The 16,308-nt window shown below is 72.9% G+C and carries 14 protein-coding genes; 13 read left to right on the top strand and 1 reads right to left on the bottom strand.

All coding sequences use genetic code 11. The features are described 5' to 3' along the window. The first annotated feature begins 38 nt into the window (after nucleotides 1-38). From OGH68_RS06050 to OGH68_RS06015, 8 genes are all read left to right on the top strand, one after another. Entirely contained in the window at nucleotides 39-1,145 is a 1,107-nt protein-coding gene (locus OGH68_RS06050) for a quinone-dependent dihydroorotate dehydrogenase (RefSeq protein WP_264242276.1), read from the top strand. Beyond that, entirely contained in the window at nucleotides 1,142-1,984 is an 843-nt protein-coding gene (gene pyrF, locus OGH68_RS06045) for an orotidine-5'-phosphate decarboxylase (RefSeq protein ID WP_264242275.1), read from the top strand. Before OGH68_RS06050 ends, pyrF begins: the two co-directional genes overlap by 4 nt. A gap of 344 nt (nucleotides 1,985-2,328) precedes the next feature. Beyond that, complete coding sequence (locus OGH68_RS06040) at nucleotides 2,329-2,652, top strand: integration host factor (protein ID WP_005319887.1); 324 nt, start codon at nucleotides 2,329-2,331, stop codon at nucleotides 2,650-2,652. Nucleotides 2,653-2,690: 38 nt separating this feature from the next. Then, nucleotides 2,691-3,254, top strand: a complete 564-nt coding sequence (gene gmk / locus OGH68_RS06035) for a guanylate kinase (protein ID WP_264242274.1) — start codon at nucleotides 2,691-2,693, stop codon at nucleotides 3,252-3,254. Between the two features lie 42 nt (nucleotides 3,255-3,296). Further along, nucleotides 3,297-3,569 (top strand): DNA-directed RNA polymerase subunit omega, encoded by a 273-nt coding sequence (rpoZ, locus tag OGH68_RS06030; protein ID WP_005319902.1) that lies wholly within the window; start codon nucleotides 3,297-3,299, stop codon nucleotides 3,567-3,569. A gap of 74 nt (nucleotides 3,570-3,643) precedes the next feature. Beyond that, nucleotides 3,644-4,885: a bifunctional phosphopantothenoylcysteine decarboxylase/phosphopantothenate--cysteine ligase CoaBC gene (coaBC, locus tag OGH68_RS06025; protein WP_413470941.1), complete on the top strand. Its 1,242-nt coding sequence runs from the start codon at nucleotides 3,644-3,646 to the stop codon at nucleotides 4,883-4,885. Nucleotides 4,886-5,144: 259 nt separating this feature from the next. After that, on the top strand, nucleotides 5,145-6,353 hold the full coding sequence (gene metK, locus OGH68_RS06020; RefSeq protein WP_264242272.1) for a methionine adenosyltransferase: 1,209 nt from the start codon (nucleotides 5,145-5,147) through the stop codon (nucleotides 6,351-6,353). Nucleotides 6,354-6,475: 122 nt separating this feature from the next. Continuing rightward, nucleotides 6,476-8,620 carry a primosomal protein N' gene (locus OGH68_RS06015; protein ID WP_264242271.1) on the top strand — a complete coding sequence of 715 codons (2,145 nt, stop codon included), beginning with the start codon at nucleotides 6,476-6,478 and terminating at the stop codon, nucleotides 8,618-8,620. 735 nt (nucleotides 8,621-9,355) lie between these two features. Here OGH68_RS06015 and OGH68_RS06010 read toward each other — a convergent pair. Then, on the bottom strand, nucleotides 9,356-9,865 hold the full coding sequence (locus OGH68_RS06010; protein WP_264242270.1) for a hypothetical protein: 510 nt from the start codon (nucleotides 9,863-9,865) through the stop codon (nucleotides 9,356-9,358). Between the two features lie 199 nt (nucleotides 9,866-10,064). Between OGH68_RS06010 and fmt the strand changes: the two genes are divergently transcribed. The 5 genes from fmt to OGH68_RS05985 all read left to right on the top strand — a co-directional run bounded on the left by fmt (nucleotide 10,065) and on the right by OGH68_RS05985 (nucleotide 16,228). After that, nucleotides 10,065-11,009 carry a methionyl-tRNA formyltransferase gene (gene fmt, locus OGH68_RS06005; RefSeq protein ID WP_264242268.1) on the top strand — a complete coding sequence of 315 codons (945 nt, stop codon included), beginning with the start codon at nucleotides 10,065-10,067 and terminating at the stop codon, nucleotides 11,007-11,009. Nucleotides 11,010-11,041: 32 nt separating this feature from the next. Continuing rightward, nucleotides 11,042-12,475, top strand: coding sequence for an RsmB/NOP family class I SAM-dependent RNA methyltransferase (locus tag OGH68_RS06000; protein ID WP_264242267.1), 1,434 nt, complete (start codon nucleotides 11,042-11,044; stop codon nucleotides 12,473-12,475). A gap of 274 nt (nucleotides 12,476-12,749) precedes the next feature. After that, nucleotides 12,750-13,436, top strand: coding sequence for a ribulose-phosphate 3-epimerase (rpe, locus tag OGH68_RS05995; RefSeq protein ID WP_264242266.1), 687 nt, complete (start codon nucleotides 12,750-12,752; stop codon nucleotides 13,434-13,436). A gap of 169 nt (nucleotides 13,437-13,605) precedes the next feature. Continuing rightward, nucleotides 13,606-14,610, top strand: a complete 1,005-nt coding sequence (locus OGH68_RS05990; RefSeq protein ID WP_264249928.1) for a sugar-binding transcriptional regulator — start codon at nucleotides 13,606-13,608, stop codon at nucleotides 14,608-14,610. A 175-nt stretch (nucleotides 14,611-14,785) separates the two neighbouring features. Beyond that, a complete protein-coding gene (locus tag OGH68_RS05985) occupies nucleotides 14,786-16,228 on the top strand; it encodes a GuaB1 family IMP dehydrogenase-related protein (RefSeq protein WP_264242265.1) in 1,443 nt (480 codons plus the stop codon). Nucleotides 16,229-16,308: the final 80 nt, after the last annotated feature.

The following is a 16,308-nucleotide window of genomic DNA, read 5'->3' as shown; positions in this document are numbered from 1 at the left end:
GAAACGGTGTCCCCCTCCTCATGAGGACACCACTTCCCATGTACAAGTTCTTCTTCCACCTGGTCTTCAAGCGGATGGACCCGGAGCAGGCCCACCACCTCGCCTTCCGCTGGATCCGGCTCGCGGTCCGCGTCCCCGTGCTGCGCACCTTCGTCGCCGCCGTGCTCGCACCCCGCCACAAGGAACTGCGCACCGAGGCGCTCGGCCTGCGGATGCACGGCCCCTTCGGGCTCGCGGCCGGCTTCGACAAGAACGCCGTCGCGATCGACGGCATGGCGATGCTCGGCTTCGACCACGTCGAGATCGGCACGGTCACCGCTCGACCGCAGCCCGGCAACCCCCCAAAGCGCCTCTTCCGGCTGGTCGCTGACCGTGCCCTGATCAACCGCATGGGCTTCAACAACGACGGCTCGGCGGCAGTCGCCGAACGGCTCGCCGCCCGCCGTGAGATCTTCCGTACGGTCGTCGGCGTCAACATCGGCAAGACCAAGGTCGTCCCGGAGGAGGAAGCGGTCGGGGACTACGTCACCTCCACCGAGCGCCTCGCCGTCCACGCCGACTACCTCGTCGTCAACGTCTCCTCGCCGAACACCCCGGGCCTTCGCAACCTCCAGGCCACCGAGTCGCTGCGCCCGCTGCTGACCGCCGTCCGCGAGGCCGCCGACCGCACGGTCACCGGCCGCCGCGTGCCGTTGCTCGTCAAGATCGCGCCCGACCTCGCCGACGAGGACGTCGACGCCGTCGCCGACCTCGCCCTGGAGCTGGGCCTGGACGGCATCATCGCCACCAACACCACCATCGCCCGCGAGGGCCTGAAGTCCCCGGCACACCTCACGAGCGAGACCGGCGGCCTGTCGGGCGCGCCGGTCAAGGAACGCTCCCTGGAGGTCCTGCGCCGCCTCTACGCCCGTGTCGGCGACCGCATCACCCTCGTCGGCGTCGGCGGCGTCGAGACCGCAGAGGACGCCTGGCAGCGCATCCTCGCCGGCGCCACCCTCGTCCAGGGCTACAGCGCCTTCATCTACGAGGGCCCGTTCTACGCCCGCGCCATCCACAAGGGCCTCGCCGCGCGCCTCGCGGCGAGCCCGTACGCCACCCTCGCCGAGGCCGTCGGCGCCGAGACGCGAAAGGCCACCCGCGCATGACCCTCCCTGAGACCTTCGGCGCACGGCTGCGCCACGCCATGGACACCCGTGGCCCGCTGTGCGTCGGCATCGACCCGCACGCCTCGCTGCTCACCGCGTGGGGCCTGAACGACGACGTGGCCGGTCTGGAACGGTTCACCCGCACGACGGTCGAGGCGCTGGCCGACCGGGTCGCCGTGCTCAAGCCGCAGTCGGCGTTCTTCGAGCGCTTCGGGTCGCGCGGCATCGCCGTGCTGGAGAAGGCGGTGGCGGAGGCGCGCGCGGCCGGTGCGCTGGTGCTGATGGACGCCAAGCGCGGCGACATCGGCTCCACCATGGGCGCGTACGCAGAGACGTACCTGCGCAAGGACTCCCCGCTCTTCTCCGACGCGGTCACGGTCTCCCCGTACCTGGGCTTCGGCTCTCTGCGGCCCGCGCTGGACCAGGCCGTGCTGAGCGGCTGCGGTGTCTTCGTCCTCGCGCTCACCTCCAACCCGGAGGGTGCGGAGGTCCAGCGCTCCACTGCGGCCGGCGGCAGGTCGCTGGCCCAGGTGATGCTCGACCACATGGCCGCCGAGAACGCGGGCGCGCAGCCCCTCGGCCCGGTCGGCGCCGTCGTGGGCGCGACCCTCGGGGACGCCGGCGCGGATCTCGACATCAACGGACCGCTGCTCGCCCCCGGTATCGGGGCGCAGGGCGCGACGCCGGCCGACCTCCCGCGGGTCTTCGGCGCGGCGGTGCGCAACGTGGTGCCGAGCGTGAGCCGCGGCGTCCTGAGGCAGGGACCGGATGTGGCGGGGCTGCGGTCGGCGGCGGAACGGTTCGCCGACGAGGTGCGCGAGGCCGTGGCGGGCGCGTAGCGGCGTCCGCGGACCGGTGCGGGACCCGCGCGGGACCGGCGGCGCACCGGCGGCTGACGGGTGGCGGAGCGGTGCCGGAGCGGAGTCAGGGTCCTGCCGGAGGCTGCCTTGACATTTTCTTCACGCAAAACCCGGTCGATATGCCGGAAATGTCCTGGTCGGTCGATGCTGACCAGGACTTTTCGTCTGTTCTCGCTGACTGGAGCGGTCATGGCCGCTAGTCTCCGTCGGAGAGAGAACGTGCAGGGCAGACGCACTGCGTTGCTCGTTGCTCGCCTGGTGTGGGGCGACTAGGTTCCTCACCGGTCCGTATCCGACAGTTCGACATCCGAGGTGACGTAGGCGTGGCTCTTCCGCCCCTTACCCCTGAACAGCGCGCAGCCGCGCTCGAAAAGGCCGCCGCGGCTCGCCGGGAGCGGGCCGAGGTCAAGAATCGACTCAAGCACTCCGGCGCCTCGCTCCACGAGGTCATCAAGCAGGGCCAGGAGAACGACGTCATCGGCAAGATGAAGGTCTCCGCCCTCCTCGAGTCCCTGCCGGGCGTGGGCAAGGTCCGCGCCAAGCAGATCATGGAAAGGCTCGGCATCTCCGAGAGCCGCCGGGTGCGAGGTCTCGGCTCCAACCAGATCGCCTCCCTGGAGCGCGAGTTCGGCGGTGGCGCCGCCTGACGTTCCCGGGCACTCCCGAGAAGCTGGATAATCGCTGCATGGCAGCAGAGGTACGTCCGCGGCTGACCGTGCTCTCCGGCCCCTCCGGGGTCGGCAAGAGCACGGTCGTCGCTCATATGCGCAAGGTCCACCCCGACGTCTGGCTCTCGGTGTCGGCAACGACCCGGAAGCCGCGCCCCGGCGAGAAGCACGGCGTCCAGTACTTCTTCGTCGGTGACGAGGAGTTCGACAAGCTGGTCGCCAACGGCGAGCTGCTGGAGTGGGCCGAGTTCGCGGGCAACCGCTACGGCACGCCCCGCCGTGCGGTCCTCGACCGCATCGAGGCGGGCGAGCCCGTGCTGCTGGAGATCGATCTCCAGGGCGCCCGTCAGGTCAAGGAGTCCATGCCTCAGGCGCAGCTGGTCTTCCTGGCCCCGCCGAGCTGGGAGGAACTGGTCCGCCGCCTCACCGGCCGCGGCACCGAGTCCCCCGAGGTCATCGAGCGCCGTCTCGCCGTCGCCAGGGTGGAACTGGCGGCCGAGTCGGAGTTCGACACCACCCTGGTCAACACCTCCGTCGAGGACGTGGCGCGTGAGCTGCTAGCCTTGATGGCAGTTGTTTGATCTTTTGTCCGATCTTTCTGCAAGTTCTTCGGAAGGCATAGCGTGTCCTCTTCCATCACCGCGCCCGAGGGCATCATCAACCCTCCGATCGACGAGCTGCTCGAGGCCACCGACTCGAAGTACAGCCTCGTGATCTACGCGGCCAAGCGTGCCCGTCAGATCAACGCGTACTACTCGCAGCTCGGTGAGGGCCTGCTCGAGTACGTCGGGCCGCTGGTGGACACCCACGTCCACGAGAAGCCGCTCTCGATCGCCCTGCGCGAGATCAACGCGGGTCTGCTGACGTCCGAGGCCATCGAGGGCCCGGCGCAGTAGTCGCGAGAAGTCCTTCACCACAGGCCCGGCGCAGCAGCTGCCGGGCCTGTGGTGTGTCATGAAGGAATAGCCGAGTGCGGGGAGACGCAGTGGATCAGGCAGTGGGCCGGGCGGCGAACAGGCCGAAGGTCGTTCTCGGAGTCAGCGGCGGCATCGCCGCCTACAAGGCGTGCGAACTGCTGCGCAGACTGACCGAGTCCGCTCATGACGTCCGGGTCGTGCCGACCGCGTCGGCCCTGCACTTCGTCGGCGCGGCGACATGGTCGGCGCTGTCCGGCCATCCCGTCTCCACCGAGGTGTGGTCCGACGTCCACGAGGTGCCGCACGTACGCATCGGGCAGCACGCCGACCTCGTCGTGGTCGCCCCCGCCACCGCCGACATGCTCGCCAAGGCCGCCCACGGCCTCGCCGACGACCTGCTGACCAACACCCTCCTCACCGCCCGCTGCCCGGTCGTGTTCGCCCCGGCCATGCACACCGAGATGTGGGAGCACCCCGCCACGCAGGAGAACGTCGCCACGCTGCGCCGCCGCGGGGCCGTCGTCGTCGAACCCGCCGTCGGCCGGCTCACCGGCGTCGACACGGGCAAGGGCAGGCTGCCCGACCCGGACGAGATCTTCGAGATCTGCCGGCGGGTCCTCGCCCGTGGTGTCCAGGCGCCCGACCTGGCCGGACGGCATGTCGTCGTCAGCGCCGGCGGCACCCGCGAACCTCTCGACCCGGTCCGCTACCTGGGCAACCGCTCCTCCGGGAAGCAGGGCTACGCACTGGCCCGCACGGCCGCCGCCCGCGGCGCCAGGGTCACGCTCGTCGAGGCGAACACCGGGCTGCCGGACCCCGCCGGCGTCGACGTCGTCCACGTCGGTACGGCGGTGCAGCTCCGCGAAGCCGTACTCAAGGCCGCCGCGGACGCCGACGCCGTGGTCATGGCGGCCGCGGTCGCCGACTTCCGCCCCGCCGCGTACGCCGAGGGAAAGATCAAGAAGAAGGACGGCGTCGAGGCGCCGACCGTCCCGCTGGTGCGCAATCCCGACATCCTCGCCGAGATCTCGGCCGACCGCGCCCGCCCCGGCCAGGTGATCGTCGGCTTCGCCGCGGAGACCGACAACGTCCTCGCCAACGGCCGCGAAAAGCTGCGCCGCAAGGGCTGTGACCTGCTCGTCGTCAATGAGGTGGGGGAGGGCAGGACATTCGGCTCGGAGGAGAACGAGGCCGTCGTACTGGCCGCCGACGGCGCCGAGACGCCGGTGCCGCACGGCCCCAAGGAAGCCCTCGCCGACACCGTCTGGGACCTGGTCGACCCGCGGCTGCGCTGAGAAGCTCGCCCCGAAGGAAGCGAGGCTGGGCGACGGCTCGGCCACGGAAACCCGCGGAATGTGGCGAATCGCTCGGCTTCAGGCGCTATCGTCGTACCGACCACGGCCGTGACCCCAGGTCAGCGGACTCCCAGCCTGCGAGACGGGTTGTCCGGTGCCGGAGTCGGACCGATAAACTGGTCGCGGAACGTCGCGGGGCGCAGCCCCCTGCCGGTCCGCCAATGATCAGCCAGCAGCCGCTGCAACCCCAGGGAGCGATGTGTCCCGCCGTCTCTTCACCTCGGAGTCCGTGACCGAGGGTCACCCCGACAAGATCGCCGATCAGATCAGCGACACCATTCTCGACGCCCTCCTCCGGGAGGACCCGACGTCCCGGGTAGCCGTGGAGACCTTGATCACCACCGGCCTCGTGCACGTCGCCGGTGAAGTGACCACCAAGGCGTACGCCGACATCCCCACCCTCGTGCGGAACAAGATCCTCGAGATCGGCTACGACTCCTCCAAGAAGGGCTTCGACGGCGCCTCCTGCGGTGTCTCCGTCTCCATCGGCGCCCAGTCGCCGGACATCGCGCAGGGCGTCGACACGGCCTACGAGAAGCGCGTCGAGGGCGACGAGGACGAGCTCGACAAGCAGGGCGCCGGCGACCAGGGCCTGATGTTCGGGTACGCGTGCGACGAGACGCCCGAGCTGATGCCGCTGCCGATCAACCTCGCGCACCGGCTCTCGCGCCGCCTGTCCGAGGTCCGCAAGAACGGGACCATCCCCTACCTGCGCCCGGACGGCAAGACGCAGGTCACCATCGAGTACGACGGCGACAAGGCCGTCCGCCTCGACACCGTGGTCGTCTCCTCGCAGCACGCCTCCGACATCGACCTCGACTCGCTGCTCGCGCCCGACATCCGCGAGTTCGTCGTCGAGCACGTGCTGAAGCAGCTGGTCGAGGACGGCATCAAGCTGGACACCGACGGCTACCGCCTCCTGGTGAACCCGACCGGACGTTTCGAGATCGGCGGCCCGATGGGTGACGCCGGACTGACCGGCCGGAAGATCATCATCGACACGTACGGCGGCATGGCCCGCCACGGCGGCGGCGCGTTCTCCGGCAAGGACCCGTCCAAGGTCGACCGCTCGGCCGCGTACGCCATGCGCTGGGTCGCGAAGAACGTGGTGGCCGCCGGCCTCGCCGCGCGCTGCGAGGTCCAGGTCGCGTACGCGATCGGCAAGGCCGAGCCGGTGGGTCTGTTCGTCGAGACCTTCGGCACCGCGACCGTCGACGTCGACAAGATCGAGCAGGCCATCGCCCAGGTCTTCGACCTGCGCCCGGCCGCGATCATCCGCGACCTCGACCTGCTGCGCCCGATCTACGCCCAGACCGCGGCGTACGGCCACTTCGGCCGCGAGCTGCCCGACTTCACCTGGGAGCGCACCGACCGCGTCGACGCGCTGCGCGCGGCGGCGGGCCTCTAGGCCGCACGCACCCAAGCATCGCTCAGGGCCCCGGACCGGGAACGGTCCGGGGCCCCGGCGTGTGCCCGGCAGGACCGGCGTCCGGGGGCGGCGCTGTCAGTGGCCTCTGGCAGGATCTTTCTGTGAGCAGCGAAGACAAGCAGCCCTCGGAGCCCGCAGGTGACGGGCCGGAGCAGCTTGCGCTCATCCGCGAGAGCGTCCGCAAGGCGAAGGTGCCCAAGGCCAAGCCGCGCACCTGGCGGGGGGCCGCGCTCGCCAAGGAACTGCCCGTCGCGCGCGTCATGGTCAACAAGGGCGTGCTCCACCTCGACCAGTTCTTCGACTACGCCGTCCCCGAGGAGCTCGACGCCGACGCCCGCCCCGGAGTGCGGGTGCGGGTGCGCTTCGGCGCCGGAGCGCACCGGGTCCGCGACGGACGCCGCGAGGGCGGCGGACTGGTGGACGGCTTCCTCATCGAGCGCCGCGCCGAATCCGACTACCCGGGCGCGCTCGCCGCGCTCGCCTACGTCGTCTCGCCCGAGCCGGTGCTCAGCCCGGAGATCCTCGGCCTCGCCCGCGCTGTCGCCGACCGGTACGCGGGCAGCCTCGCCGACGTCCTCCAGCTCGCCGTACCGCCCAGGAACGGCCGGGCCGAGGCCGAACCCTCGCCCGAGCCCCTGCCGCCGCCGCCCCCGCCCGCCCCCGGCACCTGGGAGCGGTACGGACGCGGCCCCGCCTTCATCGAATCGCTCGCCGCCGGCGGAGCACCGCGTGCCGTGTGGACCGCGCTGCCCGGGCCCCACTGGCCCGACGAACTCGCCCGCGCCGTCGCCGCGACCCTCGCCTCCGGGCGGGGCGCGGTCGTCGTCGTCCCCGACGGCCGGCGCGCCGCCCGGGTCGACGCCGCGCTCACCGCGCTGCTCGGCGCAGGCCACCACGCCCTGCTGACCGCGGAGTCAGGGCCCCAGAAGCGGTACCGCCAGTGGCTCGCCGTGCGCCGGGGCTCCGTCCGCGCGGTGGTCGGCACCAGGGCCGCGATGTTCGCGCCCGTGCGGGATCCGGGGCTCGTCGTCGTCTGGGACGACGGGGACGCCAGCCACAGCGACGACAACGCACCCTTCCCGCACGTCCGCGAGGTCCTCGAGCTGCGGGCCGCCCACGACAGATGCGCCTTCCTGCTGGGCAGCACGAGCTGCACCGTCGAGGCCGCCCAGCTCGTGCAGAGCGGCTGGGCGGCGCCGCTCGTCGCCGACCGGCCGCAGGTCCGCGACCTCGCGCCCCTGGTGCGGACCGTCGGCGACCACGACCTGGCCCGTGACGAGGCCGCCCGCGCCGCACGGCTGCCCAGCATCGCCTGGCAGGCCGCGCGCGACGGCCTCGCACACGGCCCTGTGCTCGTACAGGTGCCGCGGCGCGGCTACGCCCCCAGGCTCGCCTGCGAGCGCTGTCGCACGCCTGCCCGCTGCCGCCAGTGCGCCGGCCCCCTCGAAGCACCCGACGAACACGACCTCCGGTGCGCCTGGTGCGGACGCGGCGAACCCGCGTGGCACTGCGCCGCGTGCGGGTCCGTACGGCTGCGGGCGCAGATCGTGGGCGCCCGGCGCACGGCCGAGGAACTCGGACGCGCGTTCCCGGCCGTGCCGGTACGGACCTCCGGGCGGGACCACATCCTCGACTCGGTGCCCTCACGGCCCGCGCTCGTCGTCTCCACGCCCGGCGCCGAGCCCGTCGCCGACGGCGGATACGCGGCGGCATTGCTCCTCGACGGCTGGGCCATGCTCGGCCGGCCCGACCTGCGGGCCGGCGAGGAGGCGCTGCGCCGCTGGATCGCGGCGGGAGCGCTGGTGCGGCCGCAGACCGAAGGAGGCGTCGTGGTCGTCGTCGCCGAACCGACGCTGCGTCCCGTGCAGGCACTGGTGCGCTGGGACCCGGTGGGGCACGCGCTGCGGGAGCTCGCGGAGCGGGCGGAGCTCGGCTTCCCGCCGGTCTCGCGGATGGCGGAAGTGACGGGGCGCGCGTCGACCGTGACCGCCTTCCTCGCGGGCGCGGAGCTCCCGGAGGAGGCGGAGGTACTGGGACCGGTGGCCCTGCCGGTGCCCGGGCCGGGGCGGGCGCGGAGGCCGGGGGAGCCGCCCGTGGGGGAGCAGTGGGAGCGGGCGCTGGTCCGGGTGCCGCCGGGGAAGGGCGCGGCGCTGGCGGCCGCGCTCAAGTCGGCCCAGGCGTCCCGCCTGGCCCGCGGCGGCCCGGACCAGGTCCGCCTCCGCATAGACCCCCCGGACATCGGCTGACACCGCCGGGCGTGACCGGCTCCGTGTGCTTCTCGGGCGGGGCCCGGTCCGTGTTGCGTGGCGTCCGGGTGCCGCTCCGGGGGCATGTCCAGGACTGCTTTCCCGTACCTGCCTCGCCCTGTCTCACGACGCTTTACGTCCCGAACACGCCCCCTGCGCGTCCCCCTGCCCCCGGGCCGACGCCGTCGCCCCCACCGGTGCGCCGGTGCGGGGCAGGGAGAAGCCCCACCCCGCCCCTTCCCGAAACCGGGGCTCCGCCCCAGACCCCTGGACCCCGGGGCAGGTCCCCGTGCACGGGGACCTGCCCCGGCGGGGCTCCGCCCTCACCTCCCGGCCCGGGACGGGGAGTCGCCCCGCGCACGCGCGCGGGCCCGGCCGGAAGGGGCTCCGCCCCCTCCTCCCGACCCGGGAAGGGGAGGCGCCCCCCGTGCGGGAGAGCCCGTCCCCGGCCGGAATGGGCTCCTGCGCGGGCGGCGGCCCCTGGCCGGAACAGGCGCCGGGGCGGGAGGGGGGTGGGGTCGGAGGAGTGGGGTGCCCGGACGTAAGGCGTCGTGAGTTGGGGCGGGGCAGGTACGGGAAAGCAGTCCGGGTGCCGCGCTCCGGAGGCCCCCGGCACCACCCACCGGCGGAGCCGCACGGGCCCGGCCCGGCCCGGTAATACCCGCCGAGCAGGGCGCGGACATGGGCCCGGACACGCTCGTGGGGAGGTGGGGCCCCGTCGGAGGTGGAGAGGGGTCAGCCGTTGCGGGGGCCCGGGAAGGCGTTCGGGCGGGTGTCCGCCGGCTGGGGTGGCATGGAGCGCGCCGCGGGGACCGCGGTCAGCCCGGGCGGCGGGAGCGTCCGGGTCGCCGCGGGCGCCTCCCCCTCCGCCGGCGCGGCGGCAGCCGCCGCCGCGGCCTGCCGCCGCGAGCCGTAGCGGCGGTGCACCGCCTGCTTGGTGACCCCGAGCGCCGAGCCGACGGCGTCCCAGGAGAAGCCGAGAGAGCGGTCGAAGTCCACGGCCGCGGTCACGAGGGTTTCGACGCTGTCCCGTAGCTCCTGGGCGAGGCGGACGGTCGGGGCGGGGGCCCTGCCGTAGACGACGAAGCCCGTGGACGGGCCGGAGCGGCGCGGGCGGTAGACGTTCCCCAGCTGGGCGGTGAGCGTGCGCAACGCGTCCACCTGCCGGCGGACCCGCTCGATGTCCCGCACCAACAGGTGCAGGCTGGCCCTGGCTTGGGCGTCGTGGGTTGCGTGGTCGGCCATTGACAAGCCTCTCGAACCGGCGATTAAAAGGGTCAATCTCTCTTGACCAACGCGTCGGCGCCCGGTCTGGTCACGCTTCGGAGCGTATGCGCATATGCGCGGGGCGCACGGTCTCCCGTACGCCCCCTGCGGTCACGGCTCATAGACTGGTGTGCTGCTCGTCACCGCACACACCCGCCTGAGAGGCAGTCAGCCACAGATGAAGCTCGTCTTCGCAGGTACACCCGAGGTCGCCGTCCCCGCCCTGGACGCCCTGATCGCCTCCGACCGGCACGAGGTGGCCGCGGTCGTCACCCGGCCCGACGCACCCGCGGGCCGCGGCCGGCGGCTGGTCGCCAGCCCCGTCGCCCAGCGCGCGGCCGACGCCGGGATCGAGGTGCTGAAGCCGGTGAGGCCGCGGGACGAGGAGTTCCTGGCGCGGCTGCGCGAGATCGCCCCCGACTGCTGCCCGGTCGTCGCCTACGGCGCCCTGCTGCCCAAGGTGGCCCTCGACGTACCGGCCCGTGGCTGGGTGAACCTCCACTTCTCGCTGCTGCCGGCGTGGCGCGGCGCCGCCCCCGTGCAGCACTCGATCCTGGCGGGCGACGAGATGACGGGCGCGTCGACGTTCCAGATCGAGGAGGGGCTCGACTCCGGGCCCGTCTACGGGGTGATCACCGAGCCCGTCCGCCCGACGGACACCAGCGGAGACCTGCTGACCCGGCTGGCCTTCGCCGGGGCCGGGCTGCTCGCGGCGACCATGGACGGAATCGAGGACGGCACGCTGCACGCCGTACCGCAGCCGGCCGACGGCGTCACGCTCGCGCCGAAGATCACCGTCGAGGACGCCCACGTCGACTGGGCCGCCCCCGCGCTCCGCGTCGACCGGGTCGTCCGGGGCTGCACGCCGGCGCCGGGTGCCTGGACGGTCTTCCGCGGTGAGCGGCTCAAGCTCGTCCAGGTCGGTCTGCTGCCGGACCGCACGGACCTCGGGCCCGGCGAGCTCGACGCGGGCAAGAACCATGTCCACGTCGGCACCGGGTCGCACGCCGTCGAGCTCGTGTGGGTCCAGCCGCAGGGCAAGAAGCCGATGCGTGCGGCCGACTGGGCGCGCGGTGTGCGGATCGCCCATGGTGAGAGCGTCGGCGCACCGGTCGTAGGCTGAGAGGGATCAGACCTTCGAACGCGGAGCACCTTTTGAGCGAGCAGTCCCGTCAGCGTCCCCCCAAGCCGCACCGCCGCCCGAAGAAGGACCCTGTGCGGATCCTGGCCTTCGAGGCGCTGCGGGCCGTCGACGAGAGGGACGCGTACGCCAACCTCGTCCTGCCGCCACTGCTGAAGAAGGCGCGGGAGAAGAAGGACTTCGACGGCCGGGACGCGGCGCTGGCCACCGAGCTGGTGTACGGGACGCTGCGCCGCCAGGGCACCTACGACGCGATCATCGCGGCCTGCATCGACCGGCCGCTGCGCGAGGTCGACCCGCCGGTGCTGGACGTACTCGCGCTCGGCGCGCACCAGCTGCTGGGCACGCGCATCCCGACCCACGCCGCGGTCTCCGCGAGCGTGGAGCTGGCGCGGGTGGTGCTCGGCGACGGGCGTGCGAAGTTCGTGAACGCCGTGCTCCGCAGGATCTCGCAGCACGACCTGGACGCCTGGCTGGAGCGGGTCGCGCCGCCGTACGAAGAGGACGCCGAGGACCATCTCGCGGTCGTCCACTCGCACCCCAGGTGGGTCGTCTCGGCGCTGTGGGACTCGCTCGGCGGCGGCCGGGCGGGCATCGAGGACCTGCTGGAGGCCGACAACGAGAGGCCGGAGGTCACCCTGGTCGCCCGGCCGGGGCGCTCGACCCCCGACGAGCTGCTCGACGTCCTCGGCGAGGACTCCGGCCTGCCCGGCCGCTGGTCCCCGTACGCCGTCCGGCTCGCCGAGGGCGGCGAGCCGGGCGCCATCGAGGCCGTGCGGGAGGGACGGGCAGGCGTCCAGGACGAGGGCAGTCAGCTCGTGGCGATCGCGCTGGCGAACGCGCCGCTGGAAGGCCGCGACGAGCGCTGGCTCGACGGATGCGCCGGTCCCGGCGGCAAGGCGGCGCTGCTCGGCGCCCTGGCCGCGGGCCGCGGCGCCTCGCTGCTGGCCTCGGAGAAGCAGCCGCACCGTGCCAGGCTGGTCGAGCGGGCGCTGGCGGGCAATCCGGGCCCGTACCAGGTGATCGCGGCCGACGGCACGCGCCCGCCGTGGCGCGAGAGGGTCTTCGACCGGGTGCTCGTCGACGTGCCGTGCTCGGGCCTGGGGGCGCTCCGCCGCCGCCCGGAGGCCCGCTGGCGGCGGCGCCCGGAGGACCTGGAGGGCTTCGCCCCGCTCCAGCGCGGCCTGCTGCGCGAGGCGTTGAACGCCGTACGGGTCGGCGGCGTGGTCGGCTACGCGACCTGCTCCCCGCACCTCGCGGAGACCCGCGTCGTCGTGGACGACGTGCTGCGGGGCCGCGGTGGCCCGGCGGCCGACGCGGAACTGCTGGACGCCCGCCCGCTGATGCCGGGCGTACCGGCGCTCGGCGACGGCCCCGACGTACAGCTGTGGCCGCACCTGCACGGCACGGACGCCATGTACCTGGCCCTGCTGCGCCGCACCGGCTGAGGCCGCGACCGCCGGGCGCGGCCTCAGCCGGCCGAGACCGCCGGGCGCTCCACGGCTTCGAAAGGCGCGAAGGGCGCCGGCCTCGCGGAAGGGGAAAGGAGGCGGTCGTGTCGTGCGCGACCGCCTCGGCCGCGTCGAAGGGCCGGGAGGCCGCGACGGACGCGGGTGGAATCGTCCGGAATGCGGTAGGACGACGTGGTCCGGTGCCCTCTTGGTCCGGACCGAGTGCTGTCCCGGAGCCGGTAAGCGGCCGAAGGCATGGCAGTCTTGGCGCATGGCCGTTCAGATCAATCCCAGCATTCTCTCCGCGGACTTCTCCCGCCTGGCGGAAGAGGCCCAGGCCGTCGACGGGGCCGACTGGCTCCACGTCGACGTGATGGACAACCACTTCGTGCCCAACCTCACTCTGGGTGTGCCCGTCGTGGAATCACTCGCCAAGGCGACGGACACCCCGCTGGACTGCCATCTGATGATCGAGGACCCCGACCGCTGGGCTCCTCGGTACGTCGAGGCCGGGGCAGGGTCCGTCACCTTCCACGTCGAGGCCGCCGCCGCTCCCGTGCGGCTGGCGCGCGAGATCCGGGCCAAGGGCGCGCGCGCCTCGATGGCGCTCAAGCCGGCCACCCCGATCGAGCCGTACGAGGACCTGCTTCCCGAGCTCGACATGCTCCTGATCATGACCGTGGAGCCGGGCTTCGGCGGCCAGGCGTTCCTCGACATCATGCTGCCGAAGATCCGGCGCACCCGGGAGCTGATCTCCAAGCACGGCCTCCAGCTGTGGCTGCAGGTCGACGGCGGGGTGTCGGCATCGACCATCGAGCGGTGCGCCGAGGCCGGCGCCGACGTGTTCGTGGCCGGTTCCGCGGTCTACGGCGCGGACGACCCCGCGGGTGCGGTGCGGAAGCTGCGTGACCAGGCGGCCGCGGTGACCGCCTCCGCGCCCTGGGCGTGCGCCCATTGAGGCCGGCGGCGCTTGTTCAACCGATGTTGGCCCAGCAGGGCTGATCAAGAAGGGCCGGATCTGACAGGATGGCAGATCCGGAGTGTGTACAGGGTTGCGTGTGTACGGCACGAACAGCAGTGAGGAGATCGCGGTGTCTGCTAGGTCGGCGGGACGGTCTGCCCTGCGGATGGGACCCGCCGAGCTTGTGCAGGCGGCGGCCATGGCCCGCCGCTTCTACCTCGAGGGCAAGTCCAAGATCCAGATCGCCGAGGAGTTCGGCGTCAGCCGGTTCAAGGTGGCCAGGGTCCTGGAGACCGCGCTCGAGCGCGATCTCGTCCGGATCGAGATCCGCGTCCCCGCGGAACTGGACGCCGAGCGTTCCGACGCGCTGCGCGCCCACTACGGTCTGCGGCACGCGGTCGTCGTCGAGTCCCCGGCCGAGGGCGCGGACGAGTCGCCCGACCCGGAGAACCTGGGCGAGGTCGCCGCCGACCTGCTCGGCGAGCTCGTGGACGAGGGCGACGTGCTCGGCCTGGCCTGGGGCCGCTCCACCATCCACATGGCCGCCGCCCTGGACCGGCTGCCCCCGTGCACGGTCGTCCAGCTCACCGGCGTGTACGACGCGGGCACCGCCGAGCGCGGCTCGGTCGAGGCGGTACGAAGAGCGGCCCAGGTGTCGGGCGGCGAGGCCCACCCCATCTACGCCCCGATGCTGCTGCCCGACCCCGCGACGGCGGCGGCGCTGCGCCACCAGACGGGCATCGCCCGGGCCTTCGAGTACTTCGACAAGGTCACCGTCGCCTGCGTCTCGATCGGCTCCTGGGAGCCCGGCATCTCCACCGTCCACGACATGCTCTCGGACGAGGAGCGCGCCCACTACGCCTCGCTCGGCGTGGCCGCGGAGATGTCCGCCCACCTCTTCGACACCCACGGGCGGCGCGTCGGCCGCGACCTCGGCGAACGCTGCATCACCGTCGAGGCCGACCGGCTGCGCCGTATCCCCGAGGTCGTCGCCATCGCGGGCGGGCCGCGCAAGGCGGAGGCCATCGCCGCCGTGCTCCGCTCCGGCCTGGTCACCAGCCTGGTGACGGACACGGCCGCCGCCGACCTGCTGCTCAGCGCGGCCCCGAACCCGCGCCCGGCGCTGGAGCGGGCCGACCCGGACGACCAGGGCATCGCCTCCGGCCGGTAGCGGCGGTCCGCCCGCGCGGCGGGACGCTTTGTGCGATCCGACCAAGGCACCCCTGCTGACCTGGACGATTGTCCCGGCCCGGTCCGGGGCGTCGGCATGGGAGAATGAAGTACGTGCGTTTTCCTCCGGCCGCATCGTCGGGGGGCCGACTCCGATCGACTGGGATGTTAAGCACGTGCGTTTCCTCAACGACATCAAGCCGCCGTACGACCTCACGTACGACGATGTGTTCATGGTGCCGAGCCGCTCGGCCGTCGGCTCGCGGCAGGGCGTGGACCTCTCCTCCCCGGACGGCACCGGCACGACCGTGCCGCTGGTCGTCGCCAACATGACGGCCATCGCCGGCCGCCGGATGGCCGAGACCGTCGCCAGGCGCGGCGGCCTCGTCGTCATCCCCCAGGACATTCCGATCGACGTCGTCACCGACGTCATCTCCTGGGTGAAGACCCGCCACCACGTGCTCGACACCCCGATCGTCCTGGCCCCCCACCAGACCGTCGCCGACGCGCTGTCCCTGCTGCCCAAGCGGGCGCACGGCGCCGGCGTCGTCGTGGACGAGGACCGCCGCCCCGTCGGCATCGTCACCGACCACGACCTGGCCGGGGTCGACCGCTTCACGCAGCTGTCCGAGGTCATGTCGAAGGACCTGCTGCTGCTCGACGCGGACATCGACCCGCGCGAGGCGTTCAACACCCTCGACGGCGCCAACCGGCGCTACGCTCCCGCCGTCGACGGCGAGGGCAAGCTGGCCGGAGTGCTCACCCGCAAGGGCGCCCTCCGCGCGACCCTCTACACGCCCGCCGTCGACGACAAGGGCAGGCTGCGCATCGCCGCCGCCGTCGGCATCAACGGCGACGTGGCCGGCAAGGCGAAGCAGCTGCTCGACGCGGGCGTCGACACGCTCGTCGTCGACACGGCACACGGCCACCAGGAGTCGATGATCAGCGCGGTCAAGGCCGTGCGCGCGCTCGACCCGCAGGTGCCGATCGTCGCGGGGAACGTCGTCGCCGCCGAGGGCGTACGCGATCTGATCGAGGCCGGCGCGGACATCGTCAAGGTCGGTGTGGGCCCCGGCGCCATGTGCACCACGCGCATGATGACCGGCGTCGGCCGGCCGCAGTTCTCGGCCGTCCTGGAATGCGCCGCGGAGGCGAAGAAGTTCGGCAAGCACGTCTGGGCGGACGGCGGCGTACGTCACCCGCGTGACGTGGCGATGGCGCTGGCCGCCGGCGCGTCGAACGTCATGATCGGATCGTGGTTCGCCGGGACGTACGAGTCCCCCGGTGACCTCCAGCAGGCCCCCGACGGCCGGCTGTACAAGGAGTCCTTCGGCATGGCGTCCAAGCGCGCGGTGCGCAACCGGACCAGCGAGGAGTCCGCGTACGACCGTGCGCGCAAGGGCCTCTTCGAGGAGGGCATCTCGCACTCGCGGATGTTCCTCGACCAGACCAGGCCCGGCGTCGAGGACCTGATCGACTCGATCATCGCGGGCGTCCGCTCCTCGTGCACCTACGCCGGAGCGGGGTCCCTCGAGGAGTTCGCCCGGAACGCGATCGTCGGCATCCAGAGCGCCGCGGGTTACGCGGAGGGCAAGCCCCTGCACGCCAGCTGGAACTGACAGTTCGTCACCCCGTCCGGCCCTCCACAGATGCGGGGGGCCGGACCTCGTCGTTTTCGGCCAACTGCACTTCCTGCGCA

Origin of the sequence: Streptomyces peucetius (assembly GCF_025854275.1) — a bacterium.
In the GTDB taxonomy this organism is placed as follows: Bacteria; Actinomycetota; Actinomycetes; order Streptomycetales; family Streptomycetaceae; genus Streptomyces; species Streptomyces peucetius_A.
Note: the sequence above shows the minus strand (reverse complement) of the source record. Positions and strands in the feature narration are given on the sequence as shown.